Annotated in this window: 26 protein-coding genes and 1 tRNA gene; 9 read left to right on the top strand and 18 right to left on the bottom strand. The window is 64.4% G+C overall.

All coding sequences use genetic code 11. From position 1 onward, the window contains the following. Positions 1 to 34: 34 nt before the first annotated feature. The 12 genes from AC3XQU_RS06745 to AC3XQU_RS06690 form a co-directional block, all read right to left on the bottom strand. Positions 35 to 1,306: an RNA polymerase sigma factor gene (locus AC3XQU_RS06745; RefSeq protein ID WP_489873372.1), complete on the bottom strand. Its 1,272-nt coding sequence runs from the start codon at positions 1,304 to 1,306 to the stop codon at positions 35 to 37. Next, positions 1,306 to 1,734, bottom strand: coding sequence for a VOC family protein (locus AC3XQU_RS06740; RefSeq protein ID WP_489873371.1), 429 nt, complete (start codon positions 1,732 to 1,734; stop codon positions 1,306 to 1,308). Before AC3XQU_RS06740 ends, AC3XQU_RS06745 begins: the two co-directional genes overlap by 1 nt. Positions 1,735 to 1,759: 25 nt before the next feature. Continuing rightward, a complete protein-coding gene (locus AC3XQU_RS06735) occupies positions 1,760 to 2,158 on the bottom strand; it encodes a YciI family protein (protein WP_489873370.1) in 399 nt (132 codons plus the stop codon). 105 nt (positions 2,159 to 2,263) lie between these two features. Continuing rightward, on the bottom strand, positions 2,264 to 2,620 hold the full coding sequence (locus tag AC3XQU_RS06730; protein WP_489873369.1) for a YciI family protein: 357 nt from the start codon (positions 2,618 to 2,620) through the stop codon (positions 2,264 to 2,266). A gap of 110 nt (positions 2,621 to 2,730) precedes the next feature. Then, positions 2,731 to 2,985, bottom strand: a complete 255-nt coding sequence (locus tag AC3XQU_RS06725; RefSeq protein ID WP_489873368.1) for a hypothetical protein — start codon at positions 2,983 to 2,985, stop codon at positions 2,731 to 2,733. A 149-nt stretch (positions 2,986 to 3,134) separates the two neighbouring features. Further along, a complete protein-coding gene (locus tag AC3XQU_RS06720) occupies positions 3,135 to 3,470 on the bottom strand; it encodes a DUF6968 family protein (RefSeq protein WP_489873593.1) in 336 nt (111 codons plus the stop codon). A 179-nt stretch (positions 3,471 to 3,649) separates the two neighbouring features. Continuing rightward, entirely contained in the window at positions 3,650 to 3,892 is a 243-nt protein-coding gene (locus tag AC3XQU_RS06715) for a hypothetical protein (RefSeq protein WP_489873367.1), read from the bottom strand. 158 nt (positions 3,893 to 4,050) lie between these two features. Then, positions 4,051 to 4,869 carry a hypothetical protein gene (locus tag AC3XQU_RS06710; RefSeq protein WP_489873366.1) on the bottom strand — a complete coding sequence of 273 codons (819 nt, stop codon included), beginning with the start codon at positions 4,867 to 4,869 and terminating at the stop codon, positions 4,051 to 4,053. Between the two features lie 102 nt (positions 4,870 to 4,971). Beyond that, entirely contained in the window at positions 4,972 to 6,783 is a 1,812-nt protein-coding gene (locus AC3XQU_RS06705; RefSeq protein ID WP_489873365.1) for a PhoH family protein, read from the bottom strand. A gap of 232 nt (positions 6,784 to 7,015) precedes the next feature. Beyond that, on the bottom strand, positions 7,016 to 7,486 hold the full coding sequence (locus tag AC3XQU_RS06700) for a peroxiredoxin (protein WP_489873364.1): 471 nt from the start codon (positions 7,484 to 7,486) through the stop codon (positions 7,016 to 7,018). 203 nt (positions 7,487 to 7,689) lie between these two features. Next, entirely contained in the window at positions 7,690 to 8,064 is a 375-nt protein-coding gene (locus AC3XQU_RS06695; RefSeq protein ID WP_489873592.1) for an SMR family transporter, read from the bottom strand. Between the two features lie 68 nt (positions 8,065 to 8,132). After that, the gene (locus AC3XQU_RS06690; RefSeq protein WP_489873363.1) at positions 8,133 to 8,519 is read right to left on the bottom strand and encodes an Mth938-like domain-containing protein; all 387 of its coding nucleotides are present in this window, start codon (positions 8,517 to 8,519) and stop codon (positions 8,133 to 8,135) included. A gap of 175 nt (positions 8,520 to 8,694) precedes the next feature. Here AC3XQU_RS06690 and AC3XQU_RS06685 point away from each other — a divergent pair, with 175 nt between their 5' ends. Next, positions 8,695 to 9,921 (top strand): pyridoxal phosphate-dependent aminotransferase, encoded by a 1,227-nt coding sequence (locus tag AC3XQU_RS06685; protein ID WP_489873362.1) that lies wholly within the window; start codon positions 8,695 to 8,697, stop codon positions 9,919 to 9,921. 21 nt (positions 9,922 to 9,942) lie between these two features. Next, a complete protein-coding gene (locus AC3XQU_RS06680) occupies positions 9,943 to 11,262 on the top strand; it encodes a homoserine dehydrogenase (RefSeq protein WP_489873361.1) in 1,320 nt (439 codons plus the stop codon). Positions 11,263 to 11,363: 101 nt separating this feature from the next. On the opposite strand, the gene AC3XQU_RS06675 is transcribed toward AC3XQU_RS06680, so the two are convergent. Then, positions 11,364 to 11,546 carry a hypothetical protein gene (locus AC3XQU_RS06675; protein WP_489873360.1) on the bottom strand — a complete coding sequence of 61 codons (183 nt, stop codon included), beginning with the start codon at positions 11,544 to 11,546 and terminating at the stop codon, positions 11,364 to 11,366. 275 nt (positions 11,547 to 11,821) lie between these two features. Here AC3XQU_RS06675 and AC3XQU_RS06670 point away from each other — a divergent pair, with 275 nt between their 5' ends. Beyond that, complete coding sequence (locus tag AC3XQU_RS06670) at positions 11,822 to 13,708, top strand: MFS transporter (protein ID WP_489873359.1); 1,887 nt, start codon at positions 11,822 to 11,824, stop codon at positions 13,706 to 13,708. A gap of 118 nt (positions 13,709 to 13,826) precedes the next feature. Further along, a tRNA-Pro gene (locus AC3XQU_RS06665) sits at positions 13,827 to 13,903 on the top strand. Positions 13,904 to 14,196: 293 nt separating this feature from the next. Here AC3XQU_RS06665 and AC3XQU_RS06660 read toward each other — a convergent pair. The 5 genes from AC3XQU_RS06660 to AC3XQU_RS06640 form a co-directional block, all read right to left on the bottom strand. Continuing rightward, on the bottom strand, positions 14,197 to 14,916 hold the full coding sequence (locus AC3XQU_RS06660; RefSeq protein WP_489873358.1) for a PEP-CTERM sorting domain-containing protein: 720 nt from the start codon (positions 14,914 to 14,916) through the stop codon (positions 14,197 to 14,199). A gap of 242 nt (positions 14,917 to 15,158) precedes the next feature. Further along, positions 15,159 to 15,722 (bottom strand): D-glycero-alpha-D-manno-heptose-1,7-bisphosphate 7-phosphatase, encoded by a 564-nt coding sequence (locus AC3XQU_RS06655; RefSeq protein WP_489873357.1) that lies wholly within the window; start codon positions 15,720 to 15,722, stop codon positions 15,159 to 15,161. A gap of 145 nt (positions 15,723 to 15,867) precedes the next feature. Then, positions 15,868 to 17,223 carry a glycosyltransferase gene (locus AC3XQU_RS06650; RefSeq protein ID WP_489873356.1) on the bottom strand — a complete coding sequence of 452 codons (1,356 nt, stop codon included), beginning with the start codon at positions 17,221 to 17,223 and terminating at the stop codon, positions 15,868 to 15,870. Positions 17,224 to 17,247: 24 nt separating this feature from the next. Next, a complete protein-coding gene (locus tag AC3XQU_RS06645) occupies positions 17,248 to 18,246 on the bottom strand; it encodes a glycosyltransferase family 2 protein (protein WP_489873355.1) in 999 nt (332 codons plus the stop codon). 240 nt (positions 18,247 to 18,486) lie between these two features. Further along, positions 18,487 to 19,482, bottom strand: coding sequence for a hypothetical protein (locus AC3XQU_RS06640; protein ID WP_489873354.1), 996 nt, complete (start codon positions 19,480 to 19,482; stop codon positions 18,487 to 18,489). A 342-nt stretch (positions 19,483 to 19,824) separates the two neighbouring features. Here AC3XQU_RS06640 and AC3XQU_RS06635 point away from each other — a divergent pair, with 342 nt between their 5' ends. From AC3XQU_RS06635 to AC3XQU_RS06615, 5 genes are all read left to right on the top strand, one after another. Continuing rightward, positions 19,825 to 20,142, top strand: a complete 318-nt coding sequence (locus AC3XQU_RS06635) for a KGG domain-containing protein (protein WP_489873353.1) — start codon at positions 19,825 to 19,827, stop codon at positions 20,140 to 20,142. A 205-nt stretch (positions 20,143 to 20,347) separates the two neighbouring features. Further along, positions 20,348 to 20,716 carry a hypothetical protein gene (locus AC3XQU_RS06630; protein ID WP_489873352.1) on the top strand — a complete coding sequence of 123 codons (369 nt, stop codon included), beginning with the start codon at positions 20,348 to 20,350 and terminating at the stop codon, positions 20,714 to 20,716. 91 nt (positions 20,717 to 20,807) lie between these two features. Next, entirely contained in the window at positions 20,808 to 21,929 is a 1,122-nt protein-coding gene (locus tag AC3XQU_RS06625; RefSeq protein WP_489873351.1) for a M14 family metallopeptidase, read from the top strand. Between the two features lie 4 nt (positions 21,930 to 21,933). Beyond that, the gene (locus AC3XQU_RS06620) at positions 21,934 to 22,407 is read left to right on the top strand and encodes a CYTH domain-containing protein (protein ID WP_489873350.1); all 474 of its coding nucleotides are present in this window, start codon (positions 21,934 to 21,936) and stop codon (positions 22,405 to 22,407) included. Next, complete coding sequence (locus AC3XQU_RS06615) at positions 22,404 to 23,555, top strand: serine hydrolase domain-containing protein (protein ID WP_489873349.1); 1,152 nt, start codon at positions 22,404 to 22,406, stop codon at positions 23,553 to 23,555. The genes AC3XQU_RS06620 and AC3XQU_RS06615 overlap by 4 nt, the downstream gene beginning before the upstream one ends. Positions 23,556 to 23,734 lie beyond the last annotated feature (179 nt).

Genomic DNA, 23,734 nt, shown 5'->3' with positions numbered 1-23,734 from the left:
GCGCCCCGCAGGGCTTTTGGCCTGCGGGGCTTTTTTACGTCCCTTGTTCGCGTGCGCGCGCCAGCAGCAGCGCGCGCTCGGCCGCGTTGGCCGTCATGGCGGCAGCGCGTTCGAATTCGGCGCGCGCTTCCTTGCCGCGCCCGAGCTTGGCCAGCAGGTCGGCGCGCACGCTGGGCAGCCAGTGGTAGCCCTGCAGCTTGCCCTCGCCGGCCAGCAGGTCGGCCAGCGCCAGGCCGGCCTGCGGTCCCTCGGCCATGCCCACGGCCACGGCCCGATTGAGCTCGACCACGGGCGAGGGCTGGACCTGGGCCAGTTCGCCGTACAGCGCCGCGATGGCCGGCCAGTCGGTGTCCTGCGCCACGTGGGCGCGCGCGTGGCAGGCCGCGATCTCGGCCTGCAGCCGGTACGGGCCGCGCGCCAGCCCGAGCTGCGCGGCGCGTGCCAGCGCCGCCAGGCCGCGCCGCACCAGCACGCCGTCCCAGCGCGAGCGGTCCTGGTCCATCAGCAGCACCGGGCGGCCTTCGCCATCGATGCGCGCCTGCATGCGCGAGGCCTGCAATTCCATCAGGGCGGCCAGGCCATGGGCTTCCGGCTCGCCGGGCGCCAGTTCGGCCAGCATGCGCCCCAGGCGCAGGGCTTCATCAAGCAGTGCCGGACGCATCCAGTCTTCGCCCGCGGTGGCGGTATAGCCTTCGTTGAAGATCAGGTAGACCGCCTCCAGCACGGCGCCCAGGCGCTCGCCGAGTTGGGCCGGAGGCGGCAGTTCGAAGGGCACGCGCGCTTCACTGAGCGTGCGCTTGGCGCGCACGATGCGCTGGGCCATGGTCGCTTCCGGCACCAGGAAGGCGCGTGCGATCTCCGCGGTGGTCAAGCCGCCCAGCAGCTTGAGCGTGAGCGCCAGGCGTGCGTCGAGCGAGAGCACCGGGTGGCAGGCGGTGAACATCAGGCGCAGCAGGTCGTCCTGGAAGATATCCTTGCGGGCGTCGTCCAGGCCGTCGACGAAATCAGGGACCACGAGTGCCTCCTGGGCCTCGAGGTCGAGGCCGATCTGTTCGAGCTTCTGGCGCAGCAGGCGGTCGCGCCGCAGCCGGTCGAGCGCGGCGTGCTTCGCGGTCGTCATGAGCCAGGCGCCCGGCTTGTCGGGAATGCCCTCGGCCGGCCAGTGCTCGAGGGCCGCCACCAGCGCATCCTGGGCCAGCTCCTCGGCCAGGCCGACGTCGCGCACGATCCGCGCCACGCTGGCGACGATCTTCGCCGCCTCGATGCGCCAGACCGCGGCGATGCTGCGTTCGACCTGCCCCTGCATCAGATCTGCGCGGCGGCGTCTTCCGCCTGGGGTTCCGGCATGCTTTCCATGTACGCCAGCTCCCACAGGTGGCCGTCCAGGTCTTCGAAGCCGTGCTGGTACATGAAGCCGTGGTCCTTCGGCGCGCTCGGCCAGGCGCCGCCGGCGGCTTTCGCTTTCGCGGCCAGCTCGTCGACCGCGGCGCGGCTGTCGCAGGACAGGCAGAGCAGCACTTCGGTCGTCTTGCGCGCGTCGGCGATCGGCTTGTTGGTGAAGCCCTGGAAGAAGGGCTCGACCAGCAGCATGACGTAGATGTCGGGCGAGACGATCATGCAGGCCGCGTTCTGGTCGCTGAACTGGGGATTGAATTCGAAGCCCAGCGCGGCAAAGAAGGCCTTGCTGCGTTCGAGGTCCTTGACCGGGAGGTTCACGTAGATCTGCTTGTTCATGGCGGTGTCCTTTTCGAGTAGAGGCTTACAGGGAGGGAAAGCGTTCGCGGGCAGGGGAGGCCGGCAGGTCTTCCGGCTCGTAGAGCTGGCGCACTTCGATGTCGCCGTCCGCCAGCTCGCCGTGCGGGGCCGGGAAGCGGCGCGACCATTCCATCGCTTCCTCGCGGCTGCGCACCTGGATCAGGGTGTAGCCGGCGATCAGCTCCTTGGTTTCCGCAAACGGCCCGTCGACGACGCTGCGCCGGCCCTCGCGGTGGCGGATGCGCCAGCCGTCGCGGGTGGGCCGCAGGCCGCTGGCGTCGAGCAGCACGCCGGCGCGGGCCAGCTCCTGGTGGTAGTCGGCCATGGCCGCGAACAGCGGCTCGCCGGGCATGATGCCGGCTTCCGTATCAAGCGTGGCCTTGACGATGATCATGAAACGCATGGGAGTCTCCTTGTCGTGAGGGAGCTGCTATCAGCTTCCATCGATACGACGAATGGAGGGCGCGGGAATCGACATGGGGCGCGGGTTTTTTTGCGCGGCCCAGGGCTAGCCCTCGAAGCAGGGCGCGAGACCCCGGACCTCGACCGTCGCCCACTCCGCCGCGGGACATTCGCCCGCCAGCTTGATGGCTTCCTCGCGCGAATCGACATCGACCAGGAAGAAGCCGCCCACCATTTCCTTCGCTTCCGCAAACGGGCCATCGACGATGCGCGCCTTGCCGCCAGGGGCCGTGACCCGCGCCGCGCCATCCTGCGAGGCCAGCGATTCGGCGCCCAGCAGCAGGCCGCGGCTGCGCAGGTCCTCGCCCCAGCGCAGCATGCGCTCGTAGACGGCGCGGCCTTCAGGCTCGCTGCGGGTGGCGCGCTGGCCGATGGGTTCGTGGATCAGGAGCATGTGGGGCATCGGGAATTCTCCATGGGAGGGTGGAGCCGTTATTCTAAATCCGAAAGCGCTCGTCCAACCATGGCGGGCCTTGCTGCACCCGGTGTGCGGTCGCGCGCCGGGACGCGGCGTCAGGTCTCGTCGTGCTGCTTGCGCGACTTGAGCCGCGCGACCAGCACCGGGACCGCGCCGAAGGGAAGGAAGGCGGCCAGGAAGCCGGCGGCAAAATATACGATCACGTCGAGCGCTGTCAGCCATGCCGGCTGGCTGACATGGCCGTATTCGCTGTGGAAGCCCATCGCCGCCATGGCGCAAAAAAGGCCCAGGACCGCGCCGACCACTGCCGGTCCCAACAGGGTTTGCTGCTCAGTATGAGAGAGTTTCATTCGACTACCTCGACGATGTTGCTGAGTGTGTGAAAGAAGCCGGCAGCGGAATTGGTGGTTGCAAAGGCAGAGGTCGTGTCTTGAAGTCAGACCTGACCCCGGGCCTGCTTCGCCTTGCGAGGCCGGACCGGACCCATCACAGACCTTACTCAGCTGGATTTGGTTTTGCCGAACATCGCACTATGTGACGAGGAGTTCCACGGACTGCGGTCTGCTGGATACACAAGCTGCTCGTTGTCGCCAATCAAATGGCCGATCCTCGCCGCAATGAGCTGTAGAGCAAGGGACAGCGCATGTAGCGAGCCCTCACCGACGATATCAGGATACCGCCCATCCACTCCGTCCAGCGCGGCCGGACACGCCCAAGTATTCCCTTCAACTCGATATGGCGTCCCGATTTTTGCCTCAATCATGGTCTCCGTGCCATCCGAGCGGAGCCACAAAATCGATTCACACGCAATAGACGTTGGCGTATCAATTCGCATTGAATTCCTTTTTCGTCTAACAGTTGGATACGTGGCCTGAAGTGGGAACGCAGCATCAGATTGCTGGCGATCGAGCATGCGATCGTGTTTCGCAAGCCTTGAACCCAGATTGCCCTTGCACTGGCGGCGCAAATCCTGTTCGAGCGGGACCAGCGTCAGTCGGATCAGACGCCGAGGGTTTATCCCGCACCCGGACTTTCCTTGTATTTGCGGTATTCCTTCATCACCTGAATGACCACAACGGTCGCGCCGGCAAGGCCAAAGGCCCACTTCATTTGCCACGGCGCGGTCGGCACCAGGCTGCCTAGCATCATGCACACGGCGAAGCATGCGGACGAAAAGGCATCGATCCAGCGTCGTCCCCAAAGACACAAGAGCGTTAAAAGTGCCCAGCAAACGATAGGCCAGTCGTTCCAGTCCATGCAATCTCCAAGTACAGTGCGGGTGTATGCCTGTTGGCGGCTTGTAGCGCCGCGAACTTCATGAGCGCCTCCTGCCGTGCCGGCATCTTAGCAATAGAGACATGCCTGCATGTGCGTGGATTGTCACAGCCGTGTGATTGCGGCTGGCCCAATGTCGCCTACACTTTTTTAGTGCCAGTCACATTCAAGCTTCGCTTCCAGTCTTGCTTGTCTTTCCCAAGCAGCCATTTCACCCCCAGCTGCACCACCAGTGCCGCCCCGGTCGCGCAAGCAAAGGCAAACGCAATCGACTCCGACTGCAACAGCAGCGAGAGCACCACGCAGAACACGGCAAACGCGTAGTAGCCATTGACCATGCCGCGCAGCAGCGCCACCGCGAAGCCCGGCCCGCTGGAACGGTGGGAAAAGCCCACCAGCACCGTGCTCATGACGGGGAACATGGCAAACAGGCCGCTCAGGCGCGGGCCGAGCTGGGCCGCGGCATAGGTCACGCTCAGGCACAGGACGGCGCCGGCCAGCATGCGCCAGGGCAGGTCATTGGCTGGCTTGCCGGTCCGGGCAGCTCCCTGCGGCGCCGCGCCGAACAGGAAGGGCGCAGCCAGCAGCGCGGCCACGACGACGGCAAACCCCATCCACAAGGGTAGCGCAATCGATTTCAGCACCACGACCGCAACGGCATACGCCAGCAGCGCCGCCGCCATCGCCCGCGGCATGCCAAAGCGGGCCACGCGCGCATAGGCGATGCTGAAGACGAGAATGGCCAGCACCGCCAGCAAGGTATTGGCGGCGGCCAAGGAGGCAAATGCAGCGCCTTGCTCGAGCGCGATGGCCAGCAGGATCGGGCCCGAGACGATGGGAAAGGCGGACAGCCAGCCGGCCACCGCCGGCCCCCAGCGCCGTCCAGCAAGGGTGACGAGGCCGATCAGGGTCGGGACCAGCAGGAGCTTGAACAGGAAGAGCGTAGAGAACTCGGGCATGCGGTGTGAATAGAATAGAGAAATGAAAAACGCCCGCCTTGCGGCGAGCGTTTCGAGCATCCACCTGCTAATGCGTAGCAGGCGAGCAAGGCAAGAACAAGCTTACAGCACGTCGCTGGCGTGGTCCGCCAGGCGCGAGCGTTCGCCGCGCGCCAGGGTGACGTGGCCGCCATGGCTCCAGCCCTTGAAGCGGTCGACCACATAGGTCAGGCCGCTCGAGCCTTCGGTGAGATACGGCGTGTCGATCTGGGCGATGTTACCCAGGCACAGGATCTTGGTGCCAGGGCCGGCGCGCGTGACCAGGGTCTTCATCTGCTTGGGCGTTAGGTTCTGCGCCTCGTCGATGATGAGGAACTTGTTCACGAAGGTACGGCCACGCATGAAGTTCAGCGACTTGATCTTGATGCGCGAGCGGATCAGGTCTTGCGTCGCCGCGCGGCCCCAATCGCCGGCATCGCCGTCGCCCTTCATCAGCACTTCCAGGTTGTCGTCGAACGCGCCCATCCACGGCGACATCTTCTCTTCCTCGGTACCCGGCAGGAAGCCGATGTCTTCGCCCACCGGCACCGTGACGCGGGTGACGATGATCTCGTTGTACTGCTTGGTTTCCAGCACCTGGGCCAGGCCAGCGGCCAGGGCCAGCAGGGTCTTGCCGGTGCCGGCCTGGCCGAGCAGGCTGACGAAATCGCATTCCGGGTTCATGAGCAGGTTCAGCGCAAAATTCTGCTCGCGGTTGCGCGCCGTGATGCCCCAGACATTGTTCTTGTTGTGGCTATAGTCGCGCAGGGTCTGGAACACGGCCGTCTTGCCGGTGATCTGCTTGACCTGGCCATAGAACGGCGCTTCGCCGTTCTTCGGTTCGATGAACACGAACTGGTTCACAAGCAGGGTCGGGATCACCGGGCCGGTCATGCGGTAGTAGGTGGCCGAGTTGCCGTTCTTGTTTTCCTGCCACGACTCCATATCCTTGCCGTGCTTGTTCCAGAAATCGTCCGGCAGCTGGACGATGCCCGAGTACAGCAGGTCGGTGTCTTCCAGCACATGGTCGTTGAAATAGTCTTCGGCCGGCAGGCCCAGCGCGCGCGCCTTGATGCGCATGTTGATGTCTTTCGACACCAGCACGATCGCACGGCCGCCCATCTGGTCTTCCAGCGCGCGGACCACGCCCAGGATCTGGTTGTCGGCCTTGCCCGATGGCAGGCCCTCCGGCAGCGGGGCGGCGTCGAGCTTGGTCTGGAAGAACAGGCGGCCCTTGGCATCCTTGTTGCCGAGCTTGGCCAGCGGGATGCCGGCTTCGATCGCGTCGTCGTCGATGTTGGCGATCAGGGCGTCCAGCGTGCGCGACACTTGTCTAGCATTGCGCGCGACTTCCGACATGCCCTTCTTGTGGTTGTCGAGCTCTTCCAGCGTCATCATCGGCAGGTAGACGTCGTGTTCCTCGAAGCGGAACAGCGATGTCGGGTCGTGCATCAGCACGTTCGTGTCGAGCACGAAGACCTTGGTGGTGCCGCTGCGGTCGGCCTTGCGGCTGGTGGACGACTTGACGGTGAGTTCGACCGGCTTGTGCTTGGCCGGATGCGGCTGGTCGGCGTCAAGCTCGCGCAGGCGCGCCACCGGCTGCGGCGCCTGGGCCTCGTCCTTCGACTTGCGGGCAGGCCCCCTGGCCTGCAGCGCGTCGGCGGCGGTGTCGTTGGCGGCGGCGCTCATGCCCGGCGCCGCGTCGGCGGACGTCTTGGCCTTGCGTGCCTTGGCCGCTTTCGCGGTCGGCACGGCCTGGCCGCTGATCAGGTCTTCGAGGTCGGCGTCGGCCTTGGCGGCGACGGAGCGCACGGGCGACTTGCCCGGTTCAGCTTTTGGGTAATCTTTTGCCAGCAGCATGGTGGCTGGCTTGGTAGGCATTTTTGGCAATGGCATCAGGTTCTCAATCTAAAAAAAGTCCGGAAGGCCGCACGGGCGCAGCATAGGGCGCGCCGCTGAACGGAATCGATGCTCTTGGGGGTCTTGCAGAGATAGCTTGCAGCCGGAGGATGCCGGTCCGGCAGACAGCCGAAAGGGAAAGGTGCGGATGAATGAATCGGATGGAATGCGGTTGACTCAAAATAGGAGGCAGGTATCCAGCAAAGTTAATGACTGGAGCCATCCGTTTTCAGGGCTGGCTCTTCAAAAATTCCAGCACTTCGGTCACGTGGTCGTTGACTTTCACGCCACGCCATTCTTTCACCAATCGGCCGTGAGCGTCAATGATAAACGTACTGCGCTCAACCCCGCGCACTTGTTTCCCGTACATATTTTTCATCTTCATCACGCCGAACTGCTGGCAGACCAGTTCTTCCGGATCCGAAATCAGTTCAAACGGCAGTCCGAGCTTGCCCTTGAAGCCTTCGTGCGAGCGCAGCGAGTCGCGGCTGATGCCGTAGATCTCGGCCTGGAGCGCCTGGAATTCCGGATAGGCTTCGCGGAAGGCGATGCTCTCCGTGGTGCAGCCCGGCGTATTGTCTTTTGGGTAAAAGTACAGCACCGTGTGCTTCGCCGGGCGGCCGGCGAGCTCGAAGGTGCGTCCGCTCGTCATGGCGGCGGAAAAATTCTCGACGGGGGCTTCGGTCAGGCTCTCGGCCACGGGGGTCTCCTGGTGTCTTGGCGGCAGGCCGCCGGGTCCCTGGCGCGGCCATGCAGGCATCCAACGCCGCGGCGGGAAGCGGATACCGCCATGATAATCGGCGCCGCGTCCCGAAGCTAGTGGTCTGTAGCCAGGGTGATAACCCGCGAGATGAGGCGGGTTTTCATTTATTCAAGATGCTAAATGGAATTTATTTCGGTTTTTCAACTGCGAGCCAGCAGCAGTACGCCCAGCATGATCACGCCGATGGCCAGCATGCGCTGGAGCGAGATCGCTTCGCCCAGGAACATCCAGGCCCCCACCGCGCCGATGACATAGCCGAGCGACAGCATCGGATAGGCCACCGTCACGTCGGTGCGCGACAGGCCGAGGATCCAGACCACCAGCGACACGCCGTAGCACACCAGGCCGAGCACGATCGGCCACTGGGTCGCGACTTTCAGGCCGGTGAGCAGCCAGTTGTCGCGGGTAAGGTGGATGGCGCCGCCGAGGGCATTGGTGCCGGCCTTGAGCAGCAGCTGGGCCGCGGCGTTGAGGATGACGCCGCTGATGATGAAGGCAAAGGCCGAGGAATTCATGTTCTTGTTATTGGTATGGGCAAGGCCGGGCATCCCGCAGCGCAGCGGGAATGCACGGCGTAGATGCCTCAGGCGCCGGCGGCGCCGTCGATGATCAGGGCCAGCGTGACCTTGCGGCCTTCGCCCATCAGGATGTTGTAGGTGCGGCAGGCGGCGTGGCTGTCCATGCACTCGACCCCGATGCGCTTGTCGGACAGGCTGGTGGTCAGGCGCGGGTGCACGAAGCGCTGGCGCTCGCCGGTGCCGAGCACGACGACGTCCGGGTTATCCAGGGCGATCTGCTCGAAGTGGCTGGCGGCCAGGTCCTCGAAGCGCGCCACTTCCCAGGCGCGGGGCGCCACTTCGGGCATGACGATCAGGCTGAAGTCGAAGCGCTGGGCATTGATCTCGACCCCGCCGGCATCGTAGCCGGTGACGGTCTGGTATTGCTGGGTGTTGTCGGAATGGAGCTTCATCGTGGCGCGAACGGGTAAGTAATTGCGGTAGCGAAAAGGGCGAACCGAAGGGTCCGTAACTGGCATCCATTGTACCCGCAGAGGCGAGGTTGCTTAAATCCTGCGCTTTCGGCAGAATGGTATTTTTCGCACTGCAACAAAGCAGGGCACCACAGACGATGAGCCAGGGGATACTTTGCGACCGATTCTGAAATCGAACAAGCTGGACGACGTCTGCTACGAAATCCGCGGTCCTGCCCTCGAACAGGCCCGCGCCATGGAAGACGACGGCCAGAAGATCATCAAGCTCAACATCGGCAACCTCGCCGTGTTCGGCTTCGACCCGCCCGACGAGATCGTGCACGACATGATCCGCAACATGCATGGCGCGGCCGGCTATACCGATTCGAAGGGCATGTTCGCGCCGCGCAAGGCCGTCATGCACTACACCCAGGGCAAGAACATCCAGGGCGTCGGCATCGACGACATCTACCTGGGTAATGGCGCATCGGAACTGATCGTCATGGCCATGCAGGGCCTGCTCAATACCGGCGACGAAGTGCTGGTGCCGGCGCCAGATTATCCGCTGTGGACCGCGGCCGTGAGCCTGGCCGGCGGCGCGCCGAAGCATTACATCTGCGACGAGGGCGCCGGCTGGCTGCCCGACATCGAGGACATGCGGCGCAAGATCACGCCGAACACGCGCGCGCTCGTGGTCATCAACCCGAACAACCCGACCGGCGCCCTGTACCCGCGCGAGATCCTGCTCGAGATCATCGAGCTGGCGCGCCAGCACCAGCTGATCGTCTACGCCGACGAAATCTACGACAAGACGCTGTACGACGGCGAAGAACACGTGTCGATGGCCTCGCTGGCCGACGACGTGCTGTTCGTGACCCTGAACGGCCTGTCGAAGAACTACCGTTCCTGCGGCTACCGCGCCGGCTGGATGGTGGTGTCGGGCGAGAAGCGCCACGCGAAGGACTATATCGAGGGCCTGAACATGCTGGCCTCGATGCGCCTGTGCGCCAATGCGCCGGGCCAGTACGCGATCCAGACCGCGCTGGGCGGCTACCAGAGCATTGCCGACCTGGTCGGCCCCGGCGGGCGCCTGCTCAAGCAGCGCGACCTGGCCCACAAACTGTTGACCGATATTCCGGGAGTGTCCTGCGTCAAGCCAAAAGCGGCGCTGTACATGTTCCCGCGCCTCGACCCGAAGATGTACCCGATCGCGGACGACCAGCAATTCATCTGCGAACTGCTGTCCGAGGAAAAAGTGCTGCTGGTGCAAGGCACCGGCTTTAACTGGATCGCCCCGGATCACTTCCGGCTGGTATTCCTGCCCAATTCCGACGACCTGACGGATGCCTGCGGACGCATCGCGCGCTTCCTCGACGGCTACCGACGGCGCCATGCGCGTTAGACCTTGAGAAGAACCACAATCATGAAACCCATCCGAGTTGGCCTCCTGGGCATCGGCACCGTCGGCGCCGGCACCTTCAACGTCCTGCAGCGCAACCAGGAAGACATCCGCCGCCGCGCCGGCCGCGGCATCGAAATCACCATGGTGGCCGCGCGCAATACCGAGCGCGCCCGCGCCCTGACCGGGAGCACGGTGGAAGTCGTGGCCGATCCCTTCGCGATCGTCAACAGCCCGGACATCGACATCGTCGTCGAACTGATCGGCGGTGTCGAGCTGCCACGCGAGCTGGTCTTGAAAGCCATTGCCAACGGCAAGCACGTGGTCACCGCCAACAAGGCGCTGCTGGCGCTGCACGGCAACGAAATCTTCGCCGCCGCCCAGGACAAGGGCGTGATGGTCGCTTTCGAAGCGGCCGTCGCCGGCGGCGTGCCGATCATCAAGGCGCTGCGCGAAGGCCTGACCGCGAACCGCATCGAATCGGTGGCCGGCATCATCAACGGCACCACCAACTTCATCCTGTCGGAAATGCGCGAGAAGGGCCTGGACTTCGCCACCGTACTGAAGCAGGCGCAGGAGCTGGGCTATGCGGAGCTCGATCCCACCTTCGACATCGAGGGCGTGGACGCCGCCCATAAACTCACCATCATGTCGGCGATCGCCTTCGGCATCCCGGTGCAATTCGACAAGGCGTATGTCGAAGGCATCAGCCAGCTGCAGGCGGTCGACATCCGCTACGCCGAGCAACTGGGCTACCGCATCAAGCTGCTGGGCATCACCCGCCGCACCCGTACCGAAGCGGGCGAGGGCATCGAGCTGCGCGTGCACCCGACCCTGATCCCGAATGCGCGCCTGATCGCCAACGTGGAAGGCGCGATGAACGCGGTGCTGGTGCAGGCCGATGCGGTGGGCGCGTCGCTGTACTACGGCAAGGGCGCAGGTTCCGAACCGACCGCGTCCGCCGTGATTGCCGACCTGGTCGACGTTACCCGCCTGGCTACCGTGGACCCGTACTGCCGCGTGCCGCACCTGGCTTTCCAGCCGAACGAGATGAGCGACGTCGCCATCATGCCGATGGCCGAAATCACCACCAGCTACTACCTGCGCGTCTATGTGAAGGACCAGCTCGGCGTGATGGCGGACCTGACCCGCATCCTGGCCGACGGCGGCATCTCGATCGACGCCGTGCTGCAGAAGGAACCGGGCAACCAGGTTAACCTCGACATCATCATGCTGACCCACCAGACGCGCGAGAAGAACATCGATGCGGCGATCGCCAAGATCGAAGCCTTGCCGGCCGTGATCGGCAAGGTCACCCGCATCCGCCTGGAAACCCTGGCCTGATCCGCTGGCGCGAACCGGCGCCGGACATGATTCGGATTTGGCGGCCTGTGCCGCTAAACCGGATCATTTTTTTTGCCTGCCCGGCCAGTGCGGCCTGGGGCTCAGCCCAGCGGAATATCCATCGGCAGTGGGCAATATGCCGGGAGGGCGCCCTGGAAAGGCATTGCAGGAGGCTCGTCATCGTCGATGCAGGCGCAGCCCAGTGCCAGCATGTCGTGCTCGATGTGGTCGAACAGCGCGGTTGTCACGCTGGCGTAGCGGAGGAGGAAGTCGGAAGAAGTCATCCGCGGATTCTACCCGCGCTGCGCTGCACAATCCTGGCGTATGCAGGCTCGCTTGAGCGGTTTCAATCGACAATGCAACTCCCCGGATTCAGCCGGGACGGCGCTTGTCGCAGCCAGCGGTCTATGCTTTTTACCCAACCGGTATCGCCAGTCGAGACTTTAAGGATTAGTATCGGAAACCCGTTAATGAGAGACGGCAATAACTTGGCCATCCCTCTCCTGTAAGCTCCCGGCTTGCTGTACATTCCGAACATTCTTCATTCAACGACCTGAGCATGAGCCAACCGAGCCAGTTTTCCCTGCTGACGCAGCGCCGTTTCGGCCCCTTCTTCTGGACCCAGTTCCTTGGCGCCTTCAACGACAACCTGTTCAAGACCGCGCTGCTGGTCGTGCTGACTTATGACGCGCTGAGCTGGACCACCGTCAGCCCCTCGCTGCTGAACAACCTGATCCCCGGCCTGTTCATCCTGCCTTTCGTGCTGTTCTCGGCCACGGCAGGACAAATCGCAGACAAGTTCGACAAGGCGCACCTGGCAAGGTTCGTCAAGCTGCTCGAGATCGCGATCATGCTCGTGGCCGGCATCGGCTGGATGACCCACACCCTGTGGCTGCTGGTGGCCGCGGTGGTCGGCATGGGCTTGCACTCGACCCTGTTCGGCCCGGTGAAATACGCCTACCTGCCGCAGCAGTTGAAGCCGGAAGAGCTGGTCGGCGGCAATGGCGTGATCGAGATGGGCACCTTTGTCGGCATCCTGCTGGGCGAAGTAGCGGGCGCCTTGCTGGTCGCCTACAAGCCCTGGGGCATCGAACTGGTGGCAGGTGGCACCCTGTTCTGCGCCGTGCTGGGACTGCTGGCGAGCTGGCGCATCCCGCCGTCGCCCGCGCCGGCGCCGGAACTGAAAATCAGCCGCAACCCCTTCGCCGAATCGGTCCGCAACCTGAAGTTCTCGAGCCAGAACCGCACCGTCTTCCTGTCGATGCTGGGCAATTCCTGGTTCTGGTTCTACGGCGCGCTGCTGCTGTCGCAATTCCCCGTCTATGCCAAGGATTACCTGCGCGGCGACCACAGCGTGTTCGTGCTGCTGCTTACCGTCTTCTCGCTGGGCATCGGCGCCGGTTCGCTGCTGTGCGAAAAGCTCTCGGGCCACAAGGTCGAGATCGGCCTCGTGCCCTTCGGCTCGATCGGCCTGTCGGTATTCGGCATCGACCTGTATTTCGCCAGCGTGGCCTTCACCAATACTGCGACCGTCGACGCCTTTGCGCTGATCGCCCTGCCGGGCATGTGGCGCATCCTCGCCGACCTGGTCCTGATCGGCGTGTTCGGCGGCTTCTTCATCGTGCCGCTGTTTGCCCTGATCCAGACCCGTTGCGATCCGAAACACGTCTCGCGCACCATTGCAGGCATGAACATCTTGAACGCCATCTTCATGGTCGCGGCGGCCGGCGTGGCCATCCTGCTGCTGGGGCAGGGCTTCAGCATTCCCGAAATGTTCCTCGTCACTGCGCTGCTCAATGCCTGCGTCGCCGTCTACATCTTCTCGCTGGTGCCGGAATTCCTGATGCGCTTCCTGGCCTGGATGCTGATCCACACCGGCTACCGCGTGCGCACCGTCGACGCCCACCGCATTCCCGAGCAGGGCCCGGCGGTGCTGGTCTGCAACCACGTGTCCTATGTCGACGCGCTGGTGATTGGCGCGGCCAGCCCGCGCCCGATCCGCTTCGTGATGGACCACCGCATTTTCAAAACACCTTTCCTCGGCTGGATCTTCCGCGCCGCCAAGGCGATCCCGATCGCGCCGGCCAAGGAAGACGCCTTCCTGATGGAACGCGCCTTCATCGACATCGCCGAAGCGCTGCACCAGGGGGAGCTGGTCTGCATCTTCCCGGAGGGGAAGCTGACAAACACCGGCGAGATCAACGAGTTCCGCGGCGGCATTGCCAGGATCGTCGAGCGCAGCAAGGTGCCGGTGATCCCGATGGCGCTGCGCGGGCTGTGGGGCAGCGTGTTCACGCGCGACTCGACCAATCTGTTCGAGCGCTCGTTCGCACGCGGGATCCGCTCGAAGCTGTCGCTGGCAGTGGGCAAGCCGGTGGCGCCGGATGCGGCCTCGCCGGAACATTTGCAGGAGCAGGTGCTGGCGCTGCGGGGGGATTGGAAATAGTAGGCTGTGTTGCAGGCCGCATCGGTTGGTCGACCTGCGCGAGCGCAAAAAAGGCGTTGCATAACCATAACAAAAACTAGGATCGCCCGGACGGGCTCTGATATAATTCCCGGATAGTCGGGGCGTAGCGCAGCCTGGTAGCGTACGTGCATGGGGTGCACGGGGTCGGAGGTTCGAATCCTCTCGCCCCGACCAATGGAATGAGTTATTTGCAGCGTAAGCTGCTTGGAAAAACAGCACTGCGTATTAGATGATTATCTAATACCGGTGCTGTTTTTTTATGTCCGCCAGTCGCAGAGATGTGCAAGCAGCACGGGACGAGCATCGGGTGTAATGATGATTTGAAAGCGCCTGTCTTTGCGGTGTTCGCTGTCCGGCGCTTTGTCGACGCCGGTTCGCTGTGAAAAGCGAAATTGGTGGTCAAAAGGGTTGGAAACATCGTTTCCAACCCTTTTCTATTTCAGGCTATGCTGCCGTGCGTATCGCAGTCACTGGGTCTTGCGGCGGCGCTGGAAAGCCAGCAAGCCCCCGGCCAGGCCGAACAAGGCAAGGGTGCCGGGTTCCGGTATCCGCACCGCGAACAATCCCGTGATGGGCGACGAACCGGATAGCGAGATATTGCCGGCTGTCGCGACGATGCGCGCGCAGTTGGTATAGGCGGGGCAGTCAGCGCTCAAAGGGCTGCTCTGTTCGCCGTTGTTGAGGGTGGCCATGACGGACCAGCCCATTCCGATGCCGTTCGCGCCCTGGTTGCCACCCGAAGCCCAAGTGCCGGCGTAGGTACTGCCGGGAACCGTACCACCCAACTGGTAGATGAAGTTGCTTGCTCCCGGCACGGTGGTTTTCCAACCGGAGTCACCTTGCGCAATGCCCAGTCCTTGCAGCATCAGCGAAATTTCCTGGTTCGAGGCGAGGCGATACATGGTATTCCAGCCGCCGACGCCATTGTTGAAATCATTCATGCTCAGGCCGACCGTTTCGGACAGTTTCAGCCAGGTCTGTGAAGACGTCTTGTACTCATCGGGATTGATGAGCGACGCATGCGCGCCCATGTGCAAGCTTGCGAGTGCAAGGGCGACTAACGCTTGAGAGAGGCGCATACCAATCCTTAATGAGTTGTAGTGACCAACACTGAGCAATGATTGTGCCAGCGTAAGTTTTCTCTTAATAATCAGCGCTATGCAAAAACGTGGATTGGATTGTTTCAAAAGTTGTAAGTATCTTCGACAACACGATAGGTATAAAAACCGGTAAGCAGTCAGAAGTTGCGAATGGCATTCCATGCGCCTTGCTTATTACTCGATTGTTGGCGTAAAAGGAGGACAGTGGACCTCGATGTCAAAAGCAGCATATGGAGGCAATGGCGCGTGGGATTTATATCGGGAATCTCAGGGCGTCAATTCTTGTGTCGGTGTAGTGAGGATTTTTTATCTTCCTTTCAGGGCGAGTTTCAGCGCGCCGCGTCGTGACTGGCAATCAGCACCGCCGCCGCATACAGATCCGGCGCCATGCGCGTCGGCACCCGGCGTGGCCCCAGCCGCCATTCGGTCTCGTTGCCGTTGTCGATCAGCAGGGTCCGGCATCCCGCGCGGTTGCCGGCTTCCACGTCGTGCAGGATGTCGCCGACCATCCACGATGAGCGCAGGTCGATGCCATGCTCGTTGGCTGCTTTGAGCAGCATGCCGGGCGAGGGCTTGCGGCAGGCGCAGACCATGGCGTAGTCGCCGACCGTGCCCAGCGGATGGTGCGGGCAATAGTAGAACCCTTCCATGCTCAGGTTTTCGCGGAACAGCAAGTCGGCCAGCCGGTCGGCAACCGGGCCCATCGCGTCCTCGCCGAAACATCCGTGCGCGATGCCGGACTGGTTGGTGACCACGAAGAAGCGGTAGTCGAGCCGTGCCAGCAAGCGCAGCGCGGCGCCGGCGCCGCTCACAAGCCGGATGCGCCGGGGCTCGATGTTATAGGGCACGTCGTCCACCAGGGTGCCGTCCTGGTCGAAGAAAATCGCCTTCATGCGAGGGCCAAGCGTCGTCGCCGGCAACCCGGCAAGGCGGACATGTGGCGGCGCAAAGCGCCGGGATTGCCCACGGCGTGGCCGGCAAGAACCGGCCAGCCCGGTGTGGAGAAGCGCTGTTTTGTCCTCATGCGTGTGGGTCTCCTCAGCTTGAAAGCAGAACGGGGCCTGCGGCCTGCCGCGTGTCGTCCAGCACGGCGGTATAGATGCCGATCAGTTGCGCGGCGACGCGGTGCCAGGTGTAGTGTTCGCAGGCGCGGCGCCGGCCGGCCTCGCCCATAGTGCGCGTCAGTTCCGGACAGCGATACAGCCGCGCCAGGCGCTCGGCCAGGGCTTCCGGGTCGCGCGAGGGAACCAGGAAGCCGGTCACGCCGTCGTCGACCGTGCTCTTGATGCCGCCGACTTCCGAGCCGATGACCGGCCGCGCGCAGGCCATGGCTTCCACCGGGGTGATGCCGAAAGGTTCGTACCAGGGCGTGCTGGCGAAGACGTCGGCGGCGCTGTACCAGTCGCGGAGCAGCTTGCGCGGCTGCTGGCCGGCGAAATGCACCTGCGCCGCAATGCCGAGCTCGGCCGCGAGGTGGCGCAAGCGCGCCAGTTCCGGTGGGGCGTCTACGCCGGCGCCGCCGGCATGGCGGGCGGCATGACCAAGCGCCGCGGCGCCCGCATCCCCGCCCACCACCAGTAATCGGGCATCGAGCCCATGCCGGTGGCGCAGCAGGGCCAGGGCCTGGATGACGGTATCGACACCCTTGCGCGGCACCATGCGCCCCAACTGGAGCACAGTGAAACAATCCTGTTCCAGGCCAAGGCGGGCGCGCGCTTGCGCCATCGGCACCGGCCATAATTCGCCGGGCGAAAAGCCGCAGGGCGCGACCTCGATGCGCGAACCAGGCGCGCCGTACAGCTGCTGCATGTCGGCGCGGTCTTGCGGGCATTCGGCGATGATGCGGTCGGCCACGCGCATGAGCGTGCTTTCGATGCGGATGCGGGCCATCGAAAAGGCGTCGGCCGCGGCCTGGGCGCGCCGATGCGTCCGCGCGAGGGCATGGAAGGTCACCACGAAGGGCAGGCCCAGCGCTTCCTTCAGGTGGTGGGCCACCATGCCGGCCATGAAGAAATTGGCATGCACGATGTCGTAGTGGCCGCTTTGGCGCCGCATGAAGCGGGCGACGAAGCGCGAGAAGGCGTCGAGATGCGCCAGCACCAGTTCTTTCGGCACGTAGGCTGGCGGGCCGGCCGGGACGTGGATGAGGCGGATGCCCTCGTCCAGATGCCGCACCTGGGGCTGGCCCGGCGCGTCGCGGCGCGTGAAGATGTCGACCAGGTGGCCGCCGCGGGCCAGTTCGTGGGCGAGCTGGCCGACATAGGCGTGCTGGCCGCTGCAGACGATGGCACCTTGCAGGGTGGCGGGCGCCGCGCAGTCGCTGATGAGGGCGATGCGCAGGCGCCGCCCGGGTGCGCGCGCCGTGGCGATTGCCTGGACGTCGTCGAGTCTCATGTCGGCTCCCCGGGCAGGTCGGCTTCAGGCGAAGCGCACGCGGTAGCGTACCGCCCCGGCAAGGCGCCAGAACACGCACAAGGGCGGCAGCAGGGCCGAGGTGACGATCATCTCGGCCACGTGCGCAGGGTCATGCGGCGCGCCGCGCAGGCTGTGCGCGCAGCGGCGCGCGGTGAGCAGCAGCCAGGCGCCAAAGGCGAGCGTGGCCATGACCGCCATGCCGAGCAGCGCGCTGAGCAGGGCTACCAGCAGCACGCCTGCCACCAGGTAGTTGTCCCAGGCGGGACGGGGCTCGACCTTCTGGCGGTAGAGCGCGGGATGCTTCTTGTAGAGCAGGGCGTCGAACTCGGCATCGCGCACCTGCAGCAGGCTGGCGCCCCAGGGCGCGCGGCCGAGCGGAAGCAGGACCAGCGCCCGCGGCGCCTGGCCGATGGCGATGCCGTGTTCGAGCAGGTGGAAGTACATGTCGGCATCGGTGCCGCGCGGGACATTGAAGCGCTCGTCGAAGCCGCCGAGGCGCTCGAGCACGCTCTTGCGGAAGAAGCAGCTGGCGCTGGTGAAATCGGCCGCTTCGTGCTCGCGCGCGCTGCGTTGCCCGTCGGATGGGTTGGGCGGCACCAGTGTCTGAATGCGTCCGCAGACGACTTCGGTGCTGTCGCGAAATGCCGCCAGGCCGGCGGCCAGCCAGCCGGGTTCGGGTACGGCATCGTCGCTGGTAAAGGCGACGATGGGCCCGCGCGCGGTGCGCCAGCCCCGGTTGCGCGCCCCGGCTGGACCATTGGGGCCGGGATTGGCGATATAGCTCAGGCGCGGCCCGCGGTCGAGCGTGCGGGTGCGCCAGCCGGCGACCAGGTGCAGGGTATTGTGGTTGGGTTCGTCGTCGACGACGATGATTTCGTAGCTGTGCGGGTTGACCTGCTGGCGCACCAGGGCGTCCAGGCAGCGGTCGAGCAGGTCCATCCGCCCGCACGAGGGCACGACTATCGACACCGCGATTGTTGCGTCATCCGTCATTGCAGGCATGTCCGTCTCCAGGTCTGCAGGCGGCCTCCGCCGTCGCGATGTGCGGACGACAGGGCCTGTTGCCTGGGGTTGGAGTGGACCGTTACTGCCGGGTTCCCTTGGTTCGACGCGGCTTGGAGGTGGATCAAGCCCCAGCACGGCTGGACGGCGAAAGAGGGCGCCCGGCGCGATCGGCAGCGCGGCGCGAGGACGAAAAAATGGGCGGCAGCGCCGCCCATTCGATGAAGCCCTTACGCGGGATCAGCCGCGCGAAAAGCCCGTGTCGTCATCCATCTTGCGGTCGCCTGCGAGCTGGTTCGCGCCGGCCGGGCTCTTCGGCAAGCCGCCGCCCAGGTCGTTCGAGTCGCGTACCGGGTTCTTCTCTGCATCGACGCTCTGCGCCGGCAGCCAGCCCGGATTGTCGCTGGTCGGGCCGCTGTTGCCGGGGCTGCGCGGCAGGCCGCCGGCCACGTCGTTCGACTGGTGCACGTCGTGGCTGCCCGCATCGCGCGCGCCGGTGCCGGTCTGCGAGCCGCCGCGGTCGGTGCTCTTCTGGGCATTGCCTTGCTGTGCATTGCCTTGCTGGATGTTGCCCTGCTGCGTAGTGTGCTGCTGGTATGGTGTCGCCATGCCCGTCCCTTCGCCGCCATGCATGGCGCTTTGCTGGTTGGAATAGAAGCCCTGTCCGACTGCCGCCTGGGTTTGGTAGGTGCCCGGCGCCACATCGTGGTGGCGGCCGAGCGAGCCGCCCTGCAGTTCAGGCTGTGCCGGGTCTTGCGGATTCATCGCATGTGCGGCCTGGCTGTTGCCCTGCTGGTTGGCCGGATGCGCCATCAGGTTGGTGCCTGACTGCTTGTCGCGGTGGCCGACCGGCTGCTCGAGCAGGCCCCAGGCGCCCGAGCGCTGCTCCATCTGGCGCTGGTGGCTGTCGGTGATGCCTTGCTGCGGGCCGGAGCCGCCGGTCTGCTGGCTCTGCATCGAGCCGCCCGGCAGGTCGGCCGGGACCGCGCCGGGCAGGGTGGTCTGGTTGTCCGCGCGGCCGCCGTCTTCGGCGGCGACTTCCTGCTGGCCCATGCGCGACGGATCCTGTGCGGCCATTTCGTTGTCGCCGCGGATGACCTGCTGCTGGCTTGGACCTTTGGGATAGGTGTGGTCCATCGGGCCGGTGGTCGTGTTGCCCTTGGAGCCAGGCGTCCATTTTTCATTCGCGCCATTATTGGTCTGGTTATTGACCTCGCTACGTTGGTTCGCGTCCATGTCGACTCCTTTTAATGTACGGCGGCGTGGCTGGTATCGGCCGTGTCGAGCGCCGCCTGATAGTGCCATCATGCGCGCGCCCACGACGATTCAGTATAGGAAGACGTAGGGGGGCTGTGTAGGACTGTTACTGAAGGGTTTGTTGTCGACTGGAAGTTGACTTTCACGCGTGCATTTTCTGTCGCGCGAAGTCCTACAAAGTCATCTGATAGTGTCCTATACCCTCATCAATCAGGCGTGCCTAAGATGACCTTCGCCTTTCGCTCATCGGGGAATGAGGAGCGGGCGGCAAAGCCTGCCGCAGGACGCGGCGGTTCAAAAGTGAACAGGGAGAAGATGATCATGGCCTCGAGTAACCAAGGTAACAAGCAAGGTAGCAACCAAGGTGGTAACAGCCAAAGCAGCGGCACCCGCAACCGCGGTTTCGCATCGATGGATCCGGCCCGCCAGCGTGAAATCGCCAGCCAGGGCGGCAAGGCTGCCCACGCCAAGGGCACCGCGCACGAATTCACTTCGGAAGAAGCCCGCCGTGCAGGCAGCATGAGCCACGGCAACCGCCAGTCGGCCAGCGCCGGTTCGGGCAGCGCCTCGCGTTCGAGCTCGCCGGCCAAGGGCCGCCAAAGCTCGCAGGGCGGCAACCGCGGCGGCGCGAAAGAGTAAGCCGGCAGCTGGGCTGCGCCGGGCCGGAAGGCCGGGCGGCAGTCTTGCGCCTACCCATGGGGAGCCGTGCCGGCTCCCCGTTTTGTTTCTGATACCACACAATTGAGCGATGGGATGCGGTAGAATCGCTGCGCCTTTTTCAACCTTTCTAGCCAGGACCATCGTCGTGAAACCAGCGGTAATTCGTCAAGCCAAGAGCATTTCCATGTCGTGCGACCGGGTCGGTAACCTGTTGCTCACCAAGTTCTCCACCAAGGGCGCCAGCGACCTGTGCATCCAGCTGCCGGCCTCGATCGTGTTCTGGCTGCTCAAGCACTTGCCGCCCAATCGCGACCCGCAACTGCAGGCCCCGCCGGCCCCGCCCGCGATTACCCAGCAGGATTGGGACAATCCTTATACGCCGCGCGCCGAATACGTGGTGTGCAAGGAATTGCCGGGTGCAATCCGCATGCATTTCGCGCTCGACAGCAAGGAAGACCTGACGATGGTGCTGGACCGCAGCAACGTCGAGCTGATGCGCCAGATCATGGCCATGTACGCCGCCAAGGACCTGATCGACCTCGACGCGCAATGATCCAGCGCTAAGGGAACCTGCGCGCGCGGCATCGGTGCGCCCCTGGTCCGGTAGGATGCGATTCGTTTGAACCGACAATGAAGGATTCACCATGCCCATCAAAATCAGCCAGACTTTCGATTCCGGCGCCATCGAAGTCGTCAGCGCCGCCAGCGCCAAGGCGATCGACCTGAACCTGCGTGCCGATTCGAACGCCGACATCCACCAGTGGTTCCACTTCCGCCTGCAGGGCGCGCGCGGCCAGGCCTGCACGATGCGTTTCCTCAACGCCGGCCAGGCGACTTACCCGAAGGGCTTCGAGGGCTACCAGGTTGCGGCAAGCTATGACACCGAGAACTGGTTCCGCGTGCCGACCAGCTTCGACGGCCAGGTCATGACGGTAAATCACACGCCCGAGCTCGACAGTATCTACTACGCCTATTTCGAACCCTATACCTGGGAGCGCCACCTGCGCCTGCTGGGCGAAGTGGCCGAGAACCCGATCGCGCGCGTGCTCGATATCGGCACCACGATCGAGGGCCGCGACATGAACCTGGTCGTGATCGGCAATCCGCAAGCGGAAAAGAAGATCTGGGTCATCGCGCGCCAGCATCCGGGCGAAACCATGGCCGAGTGGTATGTCGAAGGCATGATGGATGCGCTGCTCGACAGCGCCAACCCGGTAGCGCGCAAACTCCTGCAGCGCGCCGTGTTCTACATCGTCCCGAACATGAATCCGGACGGCTCGGTGCGCGGCAACCTGCGCACCAACGCCGCCGGCGCCAACCTGAACCGCGAGTGGATGACGCCGTCCCTCGAGCGCAGCCCGGAAGTGCTGTGCGTGAAGAACAAGATCCATGAAACTGGCATCGACATGTTCTTCGACATCCATGGCGACGAAGCGCTGCCCTACAACTTCGTGGCCGGCAACGAGATGCTGGCGGACTTCACCCCGGAACGCCAGGCGCGCCAGAACGCTTTCGTTGCGCAATACATGGCGGCCAGCCCGGATTTCCAGAACGTGTATGGCTACGCGGCCAGCAAGTACAACGAAGAGCTCCTGACCCTGGCCTCGAAATACATCGGCCACACCTTCAAGTGCCTGTCCCTGACCCTGGAAATGCCGTTCAAGGACAATGCCGACCTGCCGGACCCGCACACCGGCTGGAACGGCGCACGCAGCGCAGCCCTCGGCGCGGCGATCCTGCAACCGATCCTGCAGTCGCTGGACTGAAGCGGTGGGCGTCGAGATCGAGCGCAAGTTCCTGGTAGTAGGGCAGGCCTGGCGTACGCTGGGCGAAGCGACCCTGCTGCGCCAGGGCTACCTGAACGCCGACCCGGCGCGCACGGTGCGCGTGCGCATCGAGGGCGATGCCGGCCTGCTCACCATCAAGAGCAAGAACGTCGGCGCCAGCCGCGGAGAATGGGAGTACGCCATTCCCCTGGCCGATGCCGAGGAATTGCTCGACACCTTGTGCGAGCGCCCGCTGGTCGAGAAAATCCGGCGCCGCATCGACCACGCCGGCTTTACCTGGGAAGTCGATGAATTCCTGGGCGAGAACGCGGGCCTGGTGGTGGCCGAAATCGAACTGCCTTCGGAAGACGCGGCTTTCGACAAGCCCGACTGGATCGGCCAGGAAGTCACCGGCGAAAAACGCTACTACAACTCCAGCCTGATCCGTTTCCCCTTTTCCCGGTGGACCCCTTCATGACCCTCGTTTCCCGCCGCAAGGTGCTGGCCCTCGGCCTGGCTGCGCTGCTGCCGGCCGTCGCCGCAGCAGCCGCGCCTGCACCTGCAAGCTATTTCCCGCCGCCAGGCGAGTGGGCCCGCAAGTCGCCCGCCGAACTCGGCATGGATCCTGGCGCGCTGGCCGCCGCGGTGCAGTTCGCGCAGTCGCGCGAAACCACGCGCGCCGTCGATTTTTCCGACCAGGAAGCAACCTTCGGCAGCCGCCTCGGCTCGATGCCGACCCGGCGCGCCCGCACCAATGGGCTGGTGATTTACAAGGGCTATGTGGTGGCCGAATTCGGCGACACGCAGTTCGTCGACCCGACGTATTCGGTGGCCAAGAGCATCCTGGCCACCGTCGCCGGCGTGGCGGTGCGCGACGGCCGCATCCAGCTCGACGAGCCGGTCGCCAAGCGCGTGAACGACGGCGGCTATGCATCGCCACGCAACGCCCAGGTCACCTGGAAGCAGCACCTGCAGCAGGAGTCCGAATGGGAAGGCAGCCTGTTCGGCAAGAACGCCGACTTCGTCGGCAAGGCCGACTTCGGCGCGGGCGAGCGCAAGCCGCGCAGCCTGGGCCAGCCGGGCAGCTTCTACGAATACAACGACGTGCGCATCAACCGCTTCGCGCTGTCGCTGCTGCGCGTGTTTGGCCAACCGGTGCCGGAGGTCTTCCAGCAGCAGGTCATGGACCCGATCGGCGCCTCCAACAGCTGGAAGTGGGTTCCCTACCATAACAGCTACGTGGACCTGAATGGCAAGCAAGTGCCATCGGTCAGCGGCGGCACGCGCTGGGGCGGCGGCATGTGGATCAATTCCTGGGACATGGCGCGCTTCGGCTACCTGTGGCTGCGCGGCGGGGCGTGGAACGGCAAGCAGATCGTGCAGCCGGACTATGTGAAAGCCGCCTTGAGCCCGAGCGCGCACGGCCCCGACTACGGCTATCTCTGGTGGCTCAATACCAAGGGCAAGAACTTGCCGGGCATGCCGGCGAATGCCTATGCCGCGCAAGGCGCGGGCAGCAACACCATCGTCGTCTCGCCGGATCACGACCTCGTGATCGTCTGGCGCTGGCATGCCGGCAACGTCGCCGACTTCGCCACCAAGGTCGTCAAGAGCATTCGCCGCTGAGCCCGAACCGGCCCGCATAGCGGGCCGTTTTCTCATGGCGGCCGCGCTGCCATCTCCCTTCCGATTCCACGTTGCCGACAACAGGGCAGGGCGGTGCTCGCCCGTTTCGGCATGCTAAGCACTAAAAATGTAAACGCGAATAAGAATGATTCTTGTTTACATATTTGAACGTTTTCTTT

The organism is Telluria sp. AZSoR62 (assembly GCF_058111565.1).
Note: the sequence above shows the minus strand (reverse complement) of the source record. Positions and strands in the feature narration are given on the sequence as shown.

Excerpts from the sequence above, each read along its gene's own strand:
- AC3XQU_RS06740 (WP_489873371.1), bottom strand. The coding sequence starts at position 1,734 with ATGAACAAGCAGATCTACGTGAACCTCCCGGTCAAGGACCTCGAACGC.
- AC3XQU_RS06640 (WP_489873354.1), bottom strand. The coding sequence starts at position 19,482 with ATGGACGCGAACCAACGTAGCGAGGTCAATAACCAGACCAATAATGGC.
- AC3XQU_RS06745 (WP_489873372.1), bottom strand. The coding sequence starts at position 1,306 with ATGCAGGGGCAGGTCGAACGCAGCATCGCCGCGGTCTGGCGCATCGAG.
- AC3XQU_RS06705 (WP_489873365.1), bottom strand. The coding sequence starts at position 6,783 with ATGCCATTGCCAAAAATGCCTACCAAGCCAGCCACCATGCTGCTGGCA.
- AC3XQU_RS06650 (WP_489873356.1), bottom strand. The coding sequence starts at position 17,223 with ATGAGACTCGACGACGTCCAGGCAATCGCCACGGCGCGCGCACCCGGG.
- AC3XQU_RS06725 (WP_489873368.1), bottom strand. The coding sequence starts at position 2,985 with ATGAAACTCTCTCATACTGAGCAGCAAACCCTGTTGGGACCGGCAGTG.
- AC3XQU_RS06645 (WP_489873355.1), bottom strand. The coding sequence starts at position 18,246 with ATGCCTGCAATGACGGATGACGCAACAATCGCGGTGTCGATAGTCGTG.
- AC3XQU_RS06670 (WP_489873359.1), top strand. The coding sequence starts at position 11,822 with ATGAGCCAACCGAGCCAGTTTTCCCTGCTGACGCAGCGCCGTTTCGGC.
- AC3XQU_RS06720 (WP_489873593.1), bottom strand. The coding sequence starts at position 3,470 with ATGCGAATTGATACGCCAACGTCTATTGCGTGTGAATCGATTTTGTGG.
- AC3XQU_RS06635 (WP_489873353.1), top strand. The coding sequence starts at position 19,825 with ATGGCCTCGAGTAACCAAGGTAACAAGCAAGGTAGCAACCAAGGTGGT.
- AC3XQU_RS06735 (WP_489873370.1), bottom strand. The coding sequence starts at position 2,158 with ATGCGTTTCATGATCATCGTCAAGGCCACGCTTGATACGGAAGCCGGC.
- AC3XQU_RS06695 (WP_489873592.1), bottom strand. The coding sequence starts at position 8,064 with ATGAATTCCTCGGCCTTTGCCTTCATCATCAGCGGCGTCATCCTCAAC.
- AC3XQU_RS06655 (WP_489873357.1), bottom strand. The coding sequence starts at position 15,722 with ATGAAGGCGATTTTCTTCGACCAGGACGGCACCCTGGTGGACGACGTG.
- AC3XQU_RS06690 (WP_489873363.1), bottom strand. The coding sequence starts at position 8,519 with ATGAAGCTCCATTCCGACAACACCCAGCAATACCAGACCGTCACCGGC.
- AC3XQU_RS06730 (WP_489873369.1), bottom strand. The coding sequence starts at position 2,620 with ATGCCCCACATGCTCCTGATCCACGAACCCATCGGCCAGCGCGCCACC.
- AC3XQU_RS06625 (WP_489873351.1), top strand. The coding sequence starts at position 20,808 with ATGCCCATCAAAATCAGCCAGACTTTCGATTCCGGCGCCATCGAAGTC.
- AC3XQU_RS06680 (WP_489873361.1), top strand. The coding sequence starts at position 9,943 with ATGAAACCCATCCGAGTTGGCCTCCTGGGCATCGGCACCGTCGGCGCC.
- AC3XQU_RS06615 (WP_489873349.1), top strand. The coding sequence starts at position 22,404 with ATGACCCTCGTTTCCCGCCGCAAGGTGCTGGCCCTCGGCCTGGCTGCG.
- AC3XQU_RS06675 (WP_489873360.1), bottom strand. The coding sequence starts at position 11,546 with ATGACTTCTTCCGACTTCCTCCTCCGCTACGCCAGCGTGACAACCGCG.
- AC3XQU_RS06710 (WP_489873366.1), bottom strand. The coding sequence starts at position 4,869 with ATGCCCGAGTTCTCTACGCTCTTCCTGTTCAAGCTCCTGCTGGTCCCG.
- AC3XQU_RS06715 (WP_489873367.1), bottom strand. The coding sequence starts at position 3,892 with ATGGACTGGAACGACTGGCCTATCGTTTGCTGGGCACTTTTAACGCTC.
- AC3XQU_RS06630 (WP_489873352.1), top strand. The coding sequence starts at position 20,348 with ATGTCGTGCGACCGGGTCGGTAACCTGTTGCTCACCAAGTTCTCCACC.